14 protein-coding genes are annotated in these 14,370 nt (G+C 46.0%); 12 read left to right on the top strand and 2 right to left on the bottom strand.

The features are described from left to right. The first annotated feature begins 20 nt into the window (after positions 1-20). The 8 genes from A4R26_RS02015 (at position 21) to A4R26_RS01985 (ending at position 9,869) form a co-directional block, all read left to right on the top strand. A complete protein-coding gene (locus tag A4R26_RS02015) occupies positions 21-1,136 on the top strand; it encodes a beta-1,2-mannosidase (RefSeq protein WP_081159238.1) in 1,116 nt (371 codons plus the stop codon). A 647-nt stretch (positions 1,137-1,783) separates the two neighbouring features. Continuing rightward, positions 1,784-3,949, top strand: a complete 2,166-nt coding sequence (locus A4R26_RS02010; protein WP_081159235.1) for a T9SS type A sorting domain-containing protein — start codon at positions 1,784-1,786, stop codon at positions 3,947-3,949. Positions 3,950-4,124: 175 nt separating this feature from the next. Continuing rightward, complete coding sequence (locus A4R26_RS02005; RefSeq protein ID WP_081159232.1) at positions 4,125-5,984, top strand: hypothetical protein; 1,860 nt, start codon at positions 4,125-4,127, stop codon at positions 5,982-5,984. A gap of 87 nt (positions 5,985-6,071) precedes the next feature. Further along, complete coding sequence (locus A4R26_RS34730; RefSeq protein WP_165760117.1) at positions 6,072-6,227, top strand: hypothetical protein; 156 nt, start codon at positions 6,072-6,074, stop codon at positions 6,225-6,227. Positions 6,228-6,376: 149 nt separating this feature from the next. Next, positions 6,377-7,222 carry a hypothetical protein gene (locus A4R26_RS02000; protein ID WP_081159229.1) on the top strand — a complete coding sequence of 282 codons (846 nt, stop codon included), beginning with the start codon at positions 6,377-6,379 and terminating at the stop codon, positions 7,220-7,222. Positions 7,223-7,290: 68 nt separating this feature from the next. Further along, the gene (locus tag A4R26_RS01995) at positions 7,291-7,824 is read left to right on the top strand and encodes an RNA polymerase sigma factor (protein WP_081159227.1); all 534 of its coding nucleotides are present in this window, start codon (positions 7,291-7,293) and stop codon (positions 7,822-7,824) included. Next, positions 7,817-8,380 carry a DUF4974 domain-containing protein gene (locus A4R26_RS01990; protein WP_081159224.1) on the top strand — a complete coding sequence of 188 codons (564 nt, stop codon included), beginning with the start codon at positions 7,817-7,819 and terminating at the stop codon, positions 8,378-8,380. The genes A4R26_RS01995 and A4R26_RS01990 overlap by 8 nt, the downstream gene beginning before the upstream one ends. Beyond that, entirely contained in the window at positions 8,367-9,869 is a 1,503-nt protein-coding gene (locus tag A4R26_RS01985; RefSeq protein WP_081159222.1) for an STN domain-containing protein, read from the top strand. The genes A4R26_RS01990 and A4R26_RS01985 overlap by 14 nt, the downstream gene beginning before the upstream one ends. A gap of 19 nt (positions 9,870-9,888) precedes the next feature. On the opposite strand, the gene A4R26_RS01980 is transcribed toward A4R26_RS01985, so the two are convergent. Both A4R26_RS01980 and A4R26_RS01975 read right to left on the bottom strand, forming a co-directional pair. Next, positions 9,889-10,065, bottom strand: coding sequence for a hypothetical protein (locus A4R26_RS01980; RefSeq protein ID WP_207625658.1), 177 nt, complete (start codon positions 10,063-10,065; stop codon positions 9,889-9,891). Between the two features lie 134 nt (positions 10,066-10,199). Then, positions 10,200-11,156, bottom strand: coding sequence for an App1 family protein phosphatidate phosphatase (locus A4R26_RS01975; protein ID WP_081159219.1), 957 nt, complete (start codon positions 11,154-11,156; stop codon positions 10,200-10,202). Between the two features lie 56 nt (positions 11,157-11,212). On the opposite strand from A4R26_RS01975, the gene A4R26_RS01970 reads away from it, so the two are divergent. The 4 genes from A4R26_RS01970 to A4R26_RS01955 all read left to right on the top strand — a co-directional run bounded on the left by A4R26_RS01970 (position 11,213) and on the right by A4R26_RS01955 (position 14,359). Beyond that, positions 11,213-12,097: a diacylglycerol/lipid kinase family protein gene (locus A4R26_RS01970; RefSeq protein ID WP_081159447.1), complete on the top strand. Its 885-nt coding sequence runs from the start codon at positions 11,213-11,215 to the stop codon at positions 12,095-12,097. Between the two features lie 68 nt (positions 12,098-12,165). After that, positions 12,166-12,510: a putative glycolipid-binding domain-containing protein gene (locus A4R26_RS01965; RefSeq protein ID WP_081159216.1), complete on the top strand. Its 345-nt coding sequence runs from the start codon at positions 12,166-12,168 to the stop codon at positions 12,508-12,510. After that, positions 12,461-12,730 carry a putative glycolipid-binding domain-containing protein gene (locus A4R26_RS01960; protein ID WP_081159214.1) on the top strand — a complete coding sequence of 90 codons (270 nt, stop codon included), beginning with the start codon at positions 12,461-12,463 and terminating at the stop codon, positions 12,728-12,730. Before A4R26_RS01965 ends, A4R26_RS01960 begins: the two co-directional genes overlap by 50 nt. 426 nt (positions 12,731-13,156) lie before the next feature. Further along, positions 13,157-14,359 (top strand): glycosyltransferase, encoded by a 1,203-nt coding sequence (locus tag A4R26_RS01955; protein ID WP_081159212.1) that lies wholly within the window; start codon positions 13,157-13,159, stop codon positions 14,357-14,359. Positions 14,360-14,370 lie beyond the last annotated feature (11 nt).

Below are 14,370 nucleotides of genomic sequence, written 5' to 3'. Positions count from 1 at the left end.
CAGTAACCCAACATGCCATTATGAAACGAACGCTTGCAACAACCTTATTACTGGCCGGCTTAATAAACGTTATGGCGCAGGCGCCGCTGCCCGACTGGGCGTTTGGCCCATTTGTAAGGCCGGCCAATGCCAACCCGGTGCTTTCACCCAATGCCAACAGCGTTTTCAACGATCCCATGAGCAAAACAAAGGTTGCCTGGGAGTCAAACGATGTTTTTAACCCGGCTGCCACTATAAAAGACAACAAAATTTATGTGCTCTACCGGGCAGAAGACAAATCAGGCAAAGGCATCGGTGAGCGAACATCCCGGTTAGGTATTGCTGAAAGCAAGGACGGCATCAACATGAAACGCCGGCCGACACCCGTATTTTTTCCCGCCAACGATAACCAGAAAGAATTTGAATGGCCGGGCGGCTGCGAAGACCCGCGTATTGCCGTAACGGAAGACGGCACTTATGTGATGTTGTATACGCAATGGAATAAAAAAGTACCCCGGCTGGCCGTTGCCACATCGAAAAACCTCACCAGCTGGACCAAACATGGACCTGCATTTTATAAAGCTTACCAGGGCAGGTTCAAAGATATGGCCAGCAAGTCGGCCTCAATAGTTACCAAACTCGTGAACGGCCGCCAGGTGATCGCCCGAATAAACGGCAAATACCTGATGTACTGGGGCGAAAGGTTCATGAACATCGCCACCTCCGACGATTTGATAAACTGGGAACCCATGCTCGACGAGAAAGGCGAACTGAAGGCTGTTGTTCGCACCCGGCCGAATTACTTCGACAGCGACCTTACCGAATGCGGCCCGCCGGCAATTATTACCGATAAAGGAATACTCGTTTTATATAATGGGAAGAACAAGCCACGCGAAGGCCGTGACACCGCCTATACGGCCAATACCTATGCCGCCGGTCAGGTCTTATTCGATGTGAACGATCCCACAAAAGTTATTGGCAGGCTCGACAAGCCATTTTTTGTACCAACAGAACCCTTTGAAAAAAGCGGGCAATATCCTGCGGGAACCGTATTTGTGGAAGGCCTTGTGTACTATAATAATAAATGGTTCCTGTATTATGGCTGCGCCGACAGCCGGGTAGCTGTGGCTATTTTTGATCCGGCTGTTGGCAGATAAGACCGGTTTCCTGACCGGCATCATTCGAAATTATGATCCCGGTTATTACTTACCTAAAGGTTGTTTGACCCCGATCAAGAATATTAAATAATGGGTGTTAAATCACCGATTAGCTGAAAAATTAAAATAACACATGTAATATTTTGTTATATCTTCAACAAGCAATTTAATATCCTCCATCTGAAGCTGCGTATATACTAACGTCTGTGCTCACATGAAGTAACTTTTTCGTATTCTATAGTATTTCGATATCTCACCGGCTCCGTGCTTTATTTTTTATTATGGCAGAACCGTAAAGGGTACCCAATATCCCCTGCTTTTCCCTTTTTCTTTTCTGCATTCATTCTTATTGATTTCAACGCTCTTAATACTTACCGGCACCCGTGTGCGAATACACCGGGTTGCTGAATGGGTAATCTATCTCTATGCATTAAACGATCGCGTTATGATAACAGGTCATTTGGAGACATCCCGGCATAAATGGCATTCTTATGCCTGCCACAGGGCAAGAGCGCCCGGCAACTCTTACATACTATCCATTATTTTACCTTTTATCCATATCAAACCATTGCTGAACATTTCCTGAACAAAGGTTCCTCAATGCTCCTACCCAATAACAACTATCCCTGAACTTAAAAATTTTTATTATGACCTCTCCTTTTTCTACCCAAACCGATAACCTGCCGCAAAATCAGGTTGCAGTATATATTCTCCATAGAACTTTTTACGATTTGATCATTAAAAACCTGCACTTTCTTTTTTTACTGGCCTGTTTGTTTTCTTCCCGGGCCTTTGCACAAACAACTTCAACTTTTCCTTCCGCTTCGTCCTGTACTTCCAAGGACCTTACGCTTGTAGGCGCTGCCTTACCGGGCGCTGACCTTTGTAATGTATGCGTATCGGGCGATTCGGTATACAGGACATTAAATCTGTCTATCAATAACAAAACAGGTTCAACAAGAACCGCTTTTGCTTTCTGGGGCACACTCGTAATACGGAACAGTAACGGTACCATTTCTTCTACTCAGGCAATTCAGGGTTGCGGAGGCCCGGTAGCGAAAAATACGACCACAACTTTGCGGTTCAATCAAATTGGTTATATATGTGGCCAGTCGTTAACGATAAAAGATCTGTTCCTGGCATGGACAGACGCTTCTCCAAACAGCACCTGCGCTTCTATCAATTCAGCTACCATCAATCCCAAGTGCGGTACACTCGATTCCATACAAATCAACACCGGGCTCGACGCCGGCTTTAGTGTTACCAACGCTACCTGCGCCGTGCCGGGTGCTATCAACATGACCCCGCTGGGTGGAAAAGCGCCGTATACTTATTCCTGGACCGCCAGTGAAGGCGGCGCGATTCCTTCAGGCCAGTCAACCAACCAGGACCTTACCGGCCTGGTGGCAGGAAAGTATACCGTTACAATTACCGACATTTTAAATTGTACTTCCACAAGATCTACAAACGTTACAGCTTCTGCACCCGTTATTGCCAACGCCGGGGATGACTTTACCAAAACCTGTATTGCCAATGCAAGCGGAAAACAAATTGGGGTAGCATCGGAAGCCGGGTTCACCTATTCATGGGCGCCAACCACCGGTTTAAGTAATGCCACTGTCAGCAACCCTACTGCTAACCCATCGTCTACCACAACCTATACAGTAACAAAAACCAACACCGCCTCAGGTTGCAGCAATACCGACCAGGTGACGGTAACGGTAAATAATGAGGCAGTTGTAGCAAACGCAGGCGACGACTTCACAAAAACCTGTACTTCCAATGCAGGCGGAAAACAAATTGGGGTAGCATCGCAAGCCGGGTTCACCTATTCATGGGCGCCAACCACCGGTTTAAATGATGCAGCCATCAGCAATCCGACAGCCAACCCATCTTCAACCACTGTTTATACTGTAACAAAAACAAATACATCGAGTGGTTGCAGCCATACCGACCAGGTGACGGTAACGGTGAATAATGAGGCAGTCGTTGCAAACGCAGGCGACGACTTCACCAAAACCTGTACCTCCAATGCAAGCGGCAAACAAATTGGCGTAGCACCGGAAGCCGGGTTCAGTTATGCATGGTCGCCAGCCACGGGCTTAAGTGATGCAGCCATCAGCAACCCCACCGCCGATCCATCTTCAACCACTGTTTATACCGTAACAAAAACAAATACTTCAAGTGGTTGCAGTAATACCGACAATGTAACTGTTACCGTAAATACAAACGCACCTGATGCGCCTGGTGTTTGCATTGTACAGCCTTCGTTGTGCGGACCCGCAACAGGCAGTGTAACAATAACGTCCCCGCTTGGTGCAAATTATGAATATAGCATCGATAACGGAGATAGCTGGCAGTCATCGGCAGTGTTCAATAACGTGGCCGCAGGTTCGGTAACCGGTATAAAGGTTAAACAACTGAGCTCCGGTTGTATTTCATCCGCCGCAAATTGCGACATATCCGACTGTTCACAATCAGGGGCCAGATTGATAACTACCACTACAACTCAAAACGAAACGCAGCCATCACCAACTACTTTAAGGACAGGGCAAACTACCATCAAAGCGTTTCCCAATCCTTTCAGCGATAATGTGAAGTTTGTGGTAAACGCTGCTGAGGGCGGGTACGGAAGCCTGGAAGTGTTCAACCTGCTTGGCCAGAAAGTAAAAACAGTTTATCAGGGACGTATTCAGCCGGGCGCCAATATGTTCCAGGCAAGCCTGCCATCGATGAAAGCCGCCCGGTTAATTTATATTCTCAGGATGGGCGATAAAAAATTAACGGGTAAGTTATTACAGTTAAAACAATAATTCAACTAACGGGAGCTACTAATGTGGCAAGGGTGGGGCATTCGCCAACTGGCGGATGACCCGCCTTTTTCATCATTCCAATTTAGCATTGTAATAAGCTATTTTATCAATTTGTAATTTTGGCATCGTTGAAGCAAAGGGAAGTAATAACTTGTATCTGAAAACCATTATGCTTATGCCACGAATTGCCTGCCGCATTGCCATCGTAACGATGCTGGCATTATCCGTATTCACAACAACCGCACAATCACGATGGACTGAAATACCCGGTATCGATCTGTCGAAATTCAAACCTTCCGATTTTACCGATCAGGAACTGGATATTCCCTATTACCTGAAACATTTTCATACGTTTGCCAACAGCGTTACAGAAACCGGTGCCGACAAGGGTTTTATCAATATTCACGTATGGCGTTCTCCCAATGACAACAAGCCCTACAATGCCCGCATTATGGAGAACATCCTTTCCCTTGCCTGGTTCTATTGCACCAACCGGCCATGGAATATCTACTACTCATCTCCTGCCCTGCGCGTTAGACTGGAAGCCGCTTTATCGTTCTGGTGCCGGATACAACATACAGATGGCCGCTTTAGTGAGTACGGCGCATTAAAATGGAATTTGCCGGCCACCGCCTTTGCCACAAAGTTTATGGGTGAAACGCTGCGGCTGCTTAAAGCAGGGCCGCCCATCGACGCCGCTGTTCTGCAAAATACCATCGATGCCGACCGGAAGGCTATCATGGCCGTTCTTACGATGGAAGACCTGTATCAACATGGCAGGAACTATTCAAACCAGTACACCAATGTATGGGCAGGCGCTTTGGCGTATTTGTCGCTTTTTCCCGATGCAGACATAAGCAAACTGCTGCCGGAGCGCATAAAACGATCGGCCAGTGATTTTCAAAGCCCGGCCGGATTTTTTTACGAAGCCGGCGGCACCGATTTCGGCTATAACTTCAATACCCATCACAGTAACCTGTGGATGGCGTACCACTACAGCCGCGGCACACCGCTTGCCGGCAGTTTTATTGAAGAAGAAAAAAGGTTTTATAACTGGATCGGCTATAATGCGGTGCCGGAACCCGGTTCAATATACTTCACCATTAACCGGGCCATAGAAATGCGGCAAAAGGCAACCACTACCATGAGCTATTTTACCATCAGTCCGCTTGGCGAAGCCGTAGAAGGCATCAGGGCGTTCAATTTGAACAGCGAAGAAAAACAAAAGGCCATAGCCGGGGCCAGGAAAAAACTGGAAGAAAACTGGCCCAACGTGCCGCCGCTTGCACCGGGAGAATTCAGCACGTTTTCACCCTATGCGTTTTTGCACCGCTCACATTTTCAGTGGTATCCTTCACCACAACAAAAAGAAGCAGCGTATAAAAAGCTGCCATATATAAAAAGCGACAAATTCATTCATCAGAAAATGGATAGTCGCCAGCCCACTGTATTTACCTATGTACGCCAGCCCGGCTATTATGCCTGTTTCAATTCAGGTCCCCGCTTAAAACCGCAGCAGCGTTACGGCATCGGCCTTTTATGGCACCCCAAAGCCGGTTCCTTTTTACAATCGCAAACCGATACAGAGAATGCCGCCTGGGGCACAAAACCCGAAAGCGGAAAATTATTTGAAGCCGATACGCTGAATGCCATTTTTTCTATAAACAATAAAACCATCGAACCCGCTCCCGGCAATCGTGACCTGAAAGCAGGCACCTTAATGATCTCATATGCTTTAGGTAACGACGGGAAAAAATCAATTGCCTTTAAAGAGAAGAATATTATAATAGAAGTTCAACATCGCGGCAGGTTCACTGAATATATTCCCCTGTTGCTGAACAGTACCGATTCCGTTCAACTTATTTCACCCGGCAAAGTGATACTGCAAAAAGCCGGCGAAAGCATTACTATCCTGTATAATGCTGCGGCAAAGGCAGACCTGGAAGAAACAACGCTCAGGGCTGGTAAACAGCGGGTAGTGGTATTGAATCTCGAAAGCAATGATAGCATCAGTTATTCTTTTAATATGGACTAGCTGAACCGTTGGCCGGAAAGTAATTTTTGCAAGTATGGCGGTGCATGAGTAATTGACGTACCTTTGTTAGTCTGGAACGGTTGGTTTATGAACAATAAACTAATATACTGGATACCCATAGTGGGCATGTTTGTCAGCCTGGCAAAATTTGATCAGGAGATCGATCTGGGGCCTGTTTGGCCTTATTACCAGGCGGTCATGATCCTTGCCATTATCTGGATCTTCACTTTTATCGTGATCTGAAAGCATACACTTATGATACCTGCCCTCCCGCCACCGGGAGGGTTTTCTTTTTAAAAAATTTTCAGGCTGTTTCCAACCTTTGGCCGCCCCCGGGTAGTTTATATGACTGCAGGCGTGATCACACTGTACACTTACCTAAAAATTAAAGAATGATGAAAAAAATTCTGATCCCAATCCTGCTTTTTGCCGGGATCGTCGGCTATGTATCCTGTCAGAAAGAACGCAGCAGCGATCCCCATCCGGTTGCGGCGGAAAAGACCGAGGGTATCAAAAAAGGCGAACCCGTTCTGTTTTCGGTTGAGAACTATTCGGGACAAACCGCCAAATGGAATGTTTCGCCCGCTTCAAATGTTCAGTTAACAAGCGATGGCAATATCGCAAAGATCCTGTTTGGAAGAGCAGGCGCTTACCAGATCACAGCCACCACAGGCGGTACCGTTGCCAGGATAACTGTAAACGTTAGCGACAGCATATATTGCGATTCTACCGGCCATTGTTATGACTCTACCTGGAACTGCCACGATTCCACCGGTATCGACACCTGCCGTTTTGGTAATTGTTTGCCTAAAGACACCATTCCACATGATACCATTCCCCGCGATTCAATCTATTCTTTACACGGCGATCAAATTCATATTACGCCTGTAAAGATCGACAGCGGCAACGTGTCGGGTTTGCTGATAAAAGCAACTACAGGAAACAGTTACCCCTGTACCAACAATTATCTGCTTACGAATGTGATCATTGGCGGGGTTGACAGCTCCGGTTATATTTTTAAATACCCGGGGGTGCAGATTCCCCGAAATTGCAACGGCGGACAGGTGCCGGCCACATCGGTGCGGGCGATTATGCCGGTGCAGAACGGCAACCATGTTTTCAAAGTGGTGGTCAATGGCATAACCTATACCGGTTCCTTTACAAAAACGGGCAATCAGTATAGTTTTAACTGGCCATATACCAGTGGGGTAACTATTTCTCCACTAACCATTAACTAAGCTTATTTTAAATGGTACATTTGAAACCGTCCCGCTAAAACGGGACGGTTGCTTAAATTCCGTAGAATTTGGATAAACTAATAGAGGGCTGTAAAAAGAACGATGCACAAAGCCAGGAAAAACTGTACAGGCAGTTTTACCCGGCTATGTTTGCATTATGTAAATGTTTTTTTACAGACAATCATGATATCATTACGGCGGTAAACAACGGCATGTTAAAGGTTTTTAAAAATATTCATCAATACGCCCCCGCTAAAGGCGATTTCTTCAACTGGGCATATACCACCGTGAGGAATGCAGCCCTTACTCTTATCAGGGATAAAAAGAACAAGCTCACATTCGAGCTTACCGAAAACGCCGGCGATGCCGTCGTAAACAATCCCTTTAAACAGCTCGAGTGGAAAGATATTTATTATTATCTCGATCAACTGCCTGCCAACACCAGGTATGTTTGCAGCCTGTATTATCTCGAAGGTTTTTCCATAAAAGAAATCACGGGTTTGCTTGAGATGAAAGAAGGCACCGTTAAATGGCACCTGAATGAATGCCGCACCAGACTGAAAGTAATTTTTGAACAGCATAACGCCAGGAACATTGGATAAGAAAAAATTACATATCGACCAACCGGGCGGCAAAACCTACCCAGAGCCGGATGTACCGGTTGAGGACGCCTGGGAAAATATGAAGCAGATGCTGCAACATGCACCTGCCGCCCCCGCTGCCCAAAACAGGTTCGGCGGCCTGAAAGGAAAGCTGTTTATGGCCGGCGCCGGCGCTACCGTGGTGGCGATCGTGGCATTGATCATGTATGTGGTTCCCGGTAAAAAAGAAAAACCTGCCGCAACGCAGGAGATGCATACGAACGACAACCCGCCGAAAACCGATACCCTGCACGATGGCACCATTGCTTACCTTAACAACAGGAACTTTGAATTCAGTAATACCCCATTCAAAGAGGCGGCCGGTTTTATTGAAAAAGCATACGGGGTAACGATCATTATAGAAAACAACAAACTCGACAATTGTAAAATAACCACCCGGTTCGATAACAAATCACTGGAAGAAATACTTGATATACTCGGGTATACGCTCGCATTTGAATACAGTATAGACAAAAACAAAAATCAGGTCATAATATCAGGTGATGGATGTAATTAATAAAAGGCTTTCAGCGCTGTTCGTACTTATAATACTCACAGCGTGCGGAAGTTCTTTTGCGCAGAACAGGTCAGGCGCCCCCGGCAGTCAGCGGGTGCAATTCCATTTTGACAAACCCATAACGCTTGATTCGCTTACCAGATATGTTCACAGAATCAGCAGGATCAGGTTTTCCTTCAACTCAACGAAAGTCAAAGGCACAAAGCTGATCGATCTGAAAAAAGGCACCTACTCCATCGGGCAGTTATTGCAACAGATACGGCAAAACACCTCGCTGTATTATTCCATGTATAATGGATATGTAATTTTCCAGGACAATCCGCCCAAACAAAAAAAAACAACCCCGCCGGTTACCAAAACCAATAACACCAAACCACCCGTGCGCAAGGCGGCCATTGCTTCGCATAAAAAACCAGTATCAAAACCCAATACTGAAAAACACACACCGCCACTGCCAGAAAAAATAACGAAAACCGATACCGCTAAAATAACTGCAGACAGCGCACATACAGCAGACAGCACACTTGTATTTACGCCCGGCGATTCATTGAACCGGCTGGCATTAGCGCCTAAACCGCATGTTCAGCAAGGCAGCCCGCCCGACGATACTGAAACACGAAACCGTCATACATTAAAGGGAATACCGCATATTCAAGTGGGCCTGGTGCCTGTCGACACCACTACCATCGATACGCTTCAGATAAAGGACAAACCCGTTGCCCCCAAAACAACAGTTCCGCCTGCTGCTTCCAAAAAGAAAGCGCGTACAGTGCCCGCTTCTTCCGGTAACAGGGTTGATTACGATTCAGAAGGAACCGACTGGAACTGGCAATACGGGCTGCATTGGAAAGGCGCTTTACCGTTATACGAAACCAACTATTACTTTACCGGCATCGACACCCGCAGCCAGCTTTATAACCCGCTCATTCCCGGTGCGTGGGTAAGCCTCACCGCCAATGGCAGACATGAACTCATGTTGCTGATAAAACCTGCTGAATGGTACTACTATAACAAAAAAGACTTCCGCACCGATACTGAATATGTTCTTCAATTACGACCTGATTCTGTCGTTCGCTACGATACCATCCGAAGTGTAAAAAGTGACAGACTGCTTAAAACAACCAGCTGGTATGGCAGCCTGCAATACAATTTTCACTTCAGCGAAAAGTTTATGATAGGCGCCGGCATTGGTTACCACCTGAATGGGGAGGGGCTGGTTTACCGCCGGAACAACCGGCAACCCGGTGGCGAACTGCTTTCAGATACGTTGTTTGGCATGAAGAATGATACGGCCAGGAACCTATATATGGCTTCATCTTTCATTACCGGGAAGCTGGAGATGGCTTACCGCATCAACGCATTGGATGTGGGCGCTAGCCTGTTGATGCCAATTACCGGCCCGTTCAAAGATAAAAGCCTGAACAAAAGCCGCCCGCTTAACGTGCAGTTGTTTGTACGCTGGCGAATAAAACGCAATGAGGATGAATAAGGAAGAGGTTATCTATACCTTATTGGCTACTTCCATTTCCCCTGCAAACCCTGAATCCCTGGTCGGGCCCGCGGCCGCTCGCTTCGAGGCTGGCGTTGAATGAAGGCTCACAGCAAAAATCAGCGCCCATCCAGCCGCCGCCTTTCCACACCCTTCCCTGCGGGTTTTCGGCACCGGCATTTGCGTTCCGGTTCATACAACAGAAAGCTGAAGAAAGCAGAACGCTGAACGCTGAAAGCTTAACGCCTGCTCGAGAATTTAATATTTTACTATCAGACCAAACGCCCGCGCGCCGTTATGCATTTTGCATTCGGCATCCGGCGTTCGGCGTTATAACAATCCCACCCGTTCCGAATGTGCTTTTGCTTCGGCTGTGCGGTCAAACAGCAGGGTATAAACGCCATGCTGTTCTGCAGCCTGCAACAGCGCGCGGGCAGCGGCGGTTCTTTCCCTGCGCACATTGCGAATATAAATTGCGAAGATGCGCTGCGGGAATTTTTTCGCAAGCGCGGCATATATAGCCGGGTCTTTTTGCGAATTATCGCCAATTAAAATAAACCGTTGTTTGGGAAAAACGCTCAGGAGCCGTTCGATCCGGACCTGTTTACCGGCATGTTTGGTTTTTCCGCTCCTGAACAATTCCCATATCCGTTTCAATTCACTTAACAGGAATATGCCTTCGGGAAGCCGGTTTTGTTTAAAGAATTCAGTGAGGTAATCATAGAGGTTCCATTCACTGCTCGATACATAAAAGAACGGATTGGGCGTATTGGCATCTGTGTGAGCCATCGTAAGCGCCTGGTAGTATTCAGCCATGTGCTGAAACTGTTTGCGCGAACGGGGATGTTTCAGCAGCGCCCGGATCCGCCTGAATGTAGTAGCCGAGTGAGAAACCATCACCGTATCATCGATATCGGAAACAAAAACGAACTGGGTACTGTGCGGTATATAGATCCTGCCGGTACCGCTGGCGATCACCGTGTCCCATTCATTCAGGGCGTCGATGGTCACCTTGTGCCAGCCGTAAGCAAGCTCCACATCCGATTCCCACTCGAACCTGAAAAAACCTTCTTCGTCGGTAATGCCCGACCATTCGCGGCTCCCCCATTTTAGCCTTACCCGGGTTTGGGGAAAAGGTTTCACAAAAAACAGACTGATCAAATAGTAAATATTCACCAGCAAATTATTTGAATAATGGGTTCCGGCAGCAGGCTGCCGCTTCAGTATGTGCCCGTAAATGAGCAGATCATGCGTATGGCCATACCCCTGGTATACTTTTATTATCATCGGTTAAAAGCTTGTATTATATTCGGATCACTACTCTTTTATATACCAGTTCCAATATGCATACCAACCCGCAACAGAAACTTTTATTTATCATAAACTCCGCTGCAGGCAATACGAAAACGGACTGGGAAAAAACTATCCATGAGTATTTTGACAACAAACCATACATCGTCATTCTCTATAACCTCACCAATCCCTGTTCCCGGGAGCAGGTGCAGGAACAAATAAAAAAGCATGGTCCCGACCGCATCATCGCCGTTGGCGGCGATGGCACGCTCAAACTGGTAACCGAAAGCGTGCTGAACAGCGGTTTGCCGGTGGGCGTACTACCCGCCGGTTCAGCCAATGGAATGGCGAAAGAACTGGGCATACCGGTAGATGCCGAAAAAGCGCTGGACATCATTACGCAGGGACAGGTCAAAAAGATCGACCTCATCCGCATCAACAAAGAACTGTGCATTCACCTCAGCGATATCGGTTTCAATGCGTTTGTGGTTAAGACCTTTGAAACCTTCAACAAACGGGGCATGTGGGGTTATATGAAGGCAGCGTTCAAGGTACTGCTCCGCCACCGGCACATGGAGGTGATCATTGCCGGCGAAAAACAAACGGTTAAACGGGAAGCGGTGATGGTAGTGATCGCCAATGCCACCAAATACGGAACAGGCGCCGTGATCAATCCGGATGGAAAACTGGATGACGGCCGCTTTGAGATCATCGTGATCAAAAAAATTGCGTTCAGTGAGATCATAAAAATGATGATCACGCACGAAGATTTTGACCCGGAGAAAACGGAACTGTTCACCACAACGGGTGTTGAAATAAGATCAAAACATCATGTGCATTTCCAGGTTGATGGTGAGTACCTGGGCAAGATCTATTCTCTGCAGGCGAAATGTTTACCCGGCGCCGTGCAGGTGATAATTCCGGCTATTTCCTAACTATGACACCATATTTCACCGGCGTGGCCGTGATTTTGCAGGTACAATTCCTCTAAATTAAAGTAACCATGTTAACTAACATCCTTTGGACCGGAAGAGAATACAATTCCATGGAAAACTGCCTGATCGAGTCGCTTTCAATCGGCGCCAACATCACCTCTACCATTGTAGGCACTTACGAGGGAAAAATTTACAAAGTAGAATACCACATAAAAACAAATGAACGCTGGGAAGCTGTTGTACTTGAAATAAATTGTTTGTACAGCAAGCAGGTGCAGATCATAAAATTTGCCGGCGATGGCAGAGGTAACTGGACGCACAACGGTAAAAAAGCTGAACAATTCAATGGGTGTATCGATGTAGATATTCCCCTCACTCCTTTTTACGAATACCCTCCCCATCTGGAGACTTAATTTACAGAAAGGAGAAACGCAGGAAGTACAGGTTATTTACTTCGATCTGTTGCAGCAGACGATAAAACCTGTTCGCCAGAAATACACCTGTCTGTCGCCAACCGAATATCACTATGAGAATATTCCCAATGATTTTGAAGCTGACATCAAAGTGGATGAAATGGGGTTGGTGGTTGATTACCCGGTGTTGTTTGAAAGAACGGCGGGGGTTACGTTATGATGCTATTTGTATTGTATCGATATAAATCAAAATAAAATAGAATCCTTCACCTGTATAGGCCTGGGAACATTGTTTTCACCCATCATCTGTAACAGATCGATCTCGATTGTTTAGCTATTTCATTCAATTCGCCCCTGAAATGACTACAGCATGCTTACAGGCAGCTGTCAACACTTAAACAAACATCTTGCCGACCGTCACAATATCAACGCTATAAGGCCGAATAATATAATAGTTAGTCTGCCGCAAATAGACTACCTTTAATCACTTTGCTGAAGTCACCCCACTGATCCTTCATCTGTGCTCACTCCGGAATGTAAGCAATACGAGTTAAACTTATTACTTGCAAGGATTACAATTGACACTGCCACTGCAGGCCTAACAAAAGTTACAGCCTATTAATTAACTATTAAAATCATCTTATTAATGATAACATCTGTTCCAAGATCTAAAATTCTATTTATAAGTACTTTTCCCCCGGTAAAATGCGGCATAGCCAGTTTTACCCAGGATCTCATTCATGCTATTGAGCCAGAAATAGGTGATAACTACCTGGTGAATGTTTGCGCCATAGACAAAAAACCTGTTGCCGATTCTTATAAATTCCCTGTAACTATGGTCATGAATAGTTACGACCTGAATTCGTGTATTGAAACCGCAAACCAGATCAATAAAGATAAGAGCATAGAACTTGTTTGTATTGAACATGAGTTTGGTTTATATGGCGGCGACATGGGTTCATTCCTGCTGGGCTTTTTGATAATGCTTGAAAAACCTTTTGTAATACGTTTTCACACAGTACTTCCAACGCCCGATACCGAACGATTGAAAATCGTTCAAACGATTGCCAGGCTTGCGCATAAAATAATTGTAATGACCGCAAATTCGGCCAGGTTATTAAAAGAGGATTATTTTGTGGATACGGAAAAGATAAAGATCATCCCACACGGCACTCATAAAAACAGCCCCATAAAGCCAGATAAATTAAAGATCAAATACGATCTGAAAAACAACCTGGTGCTAACTACTTTCGGTCTGTTAAGCCCGAATAAAGGAATCGAAAAAGGCATACTGGCCATGAAGGAGATCAGTGCTGCCTTCCCCGAGGCCATGTATATCGTATTAGGCCTTACTCACCCAAATCTTTTGCAGGAGGAAGGTGAAAAATACCGCAATTATCTTCAACAGTTAATCGACGATAACAACCTTCAAAAAAACGTACGGCTGGTTAACGAATATGTTCCAACCAAAAAACTGATGGAATACCTGGCATTGACAGATATCTATCTGTTCACCTCCAAAGATCCCCATCAGGCGGTAAGCGGCACATTCCTGTACGCCATGAGCGCAGGTTGCGCAATAATCTCCAATTCATTTGTACTGGCAAAAGAAATGCTCGACGACAAAACCGGTATTATCATTGAAAACGGCTACGAACATGAGTTAGCCGAAAATGCAATTTACCTGCTGCAAAACGAGCACGTGAGAAAACAAATGGGCCTGTACTCATTTTTGAGAACAAGGGATACCGTTTGGGAAAATGTTGCGGCAAAACACAGTATATTATTCGAAAAAACACTTCACAAACAGGTTGACAATAGTGATTCCAACAAAATTTTGATCAGCTAAACTTTAAATAC

The organism is Niastella populi, assembly GCF_002078015.1.
Classification (GTDB): domain Bacteria; phylum Bacteroidota; class Bacteroidia; order Chitinophagales; family Chitinophagaceae; genus Niastella; species Niastella populi.
The sequence above is the reverse complement of the archived record's forward strand: the minus strand, read 5'-3'. Positions and strand labels throughout refer to the sequence as shown.

Bases quoted from the DNA above. Each gene is read 5' to 3' on its own strand.
- A4R26_RS02005 (WP_081159232.1), top strand. From the start codon at position 4,125: ATGCCACGAATTGCCTGCCGCATTGCCATCGTAACGATGCTGGCATTA.
- A4R26_RS01970 (WP_081159447.1), top strand. From the start codon at position 11,213: ATGCATACCAACCCGCAACAGAAACTTTTATTTATCATAAACTCCGCT.
- A4R26_RS01955 (WP_081159212.1), top strand. From the start codon at position 13,157: ATGATAACATCTGTTCCAAGATCTAAAATTCTATTTATAAGTACTTTT.
- A4R26_RS01985 (WP_081159222.1), top strand. From the start codon at position 8,367: ATGGATGTAATTAATAAAAGGCTTTCAGCGCTGTTCGTACTTATAATA.
- A4R26_RS34730 (WP_165760117.1), top strand. From the start codon at position 6,072: ATGAACAATAAACTAATATACTGGATACCCATAGTGGGCATGTTTGTC.
- A4R26_RS02010 (WP_081159235.1), top strand. From the start codon at position 1,784: ATGACCTCTCCTTTTTCTACCCAAACCGATAACCTGCCGCAAAATCAG.
- A4R26_RS02015 (WP_081159238.1), top strand. From the start codon at position 21: ATGAAACGAACGCTTGCAACAACCTTATTACTGGCCGGCTTAATAAAC.
- A4R26_RS01980 (WP_207625658.1), bottom strand. From the start codon at position 10,065: ATGAACCGGAACGCAAATGCCGGTGCCGAAAACCCGCAGGGAAGGGTG.
- A4R26_RS01965 (WP_081159216.1), top strand. From the start codon at position 12,166: ATGTTAACTAACATCCTTTGGACCGGAAGAGAATACAATTCCATGGAA.
- A4R26_RS01975 (WP_081159219.1), bottom strand. From the start codon at position 11,156: ATGATAATAAAAGTATACCAGGGGTATGGCCATACGCATGATCTGCTC.
- A4R26_RS02000 (WP_081159229.1), top strand. From the start codon at position 6,377: ATGATGAAAAAAATTCTGATCCCAATCCTGCTTTTTGCCGGGATCGTC.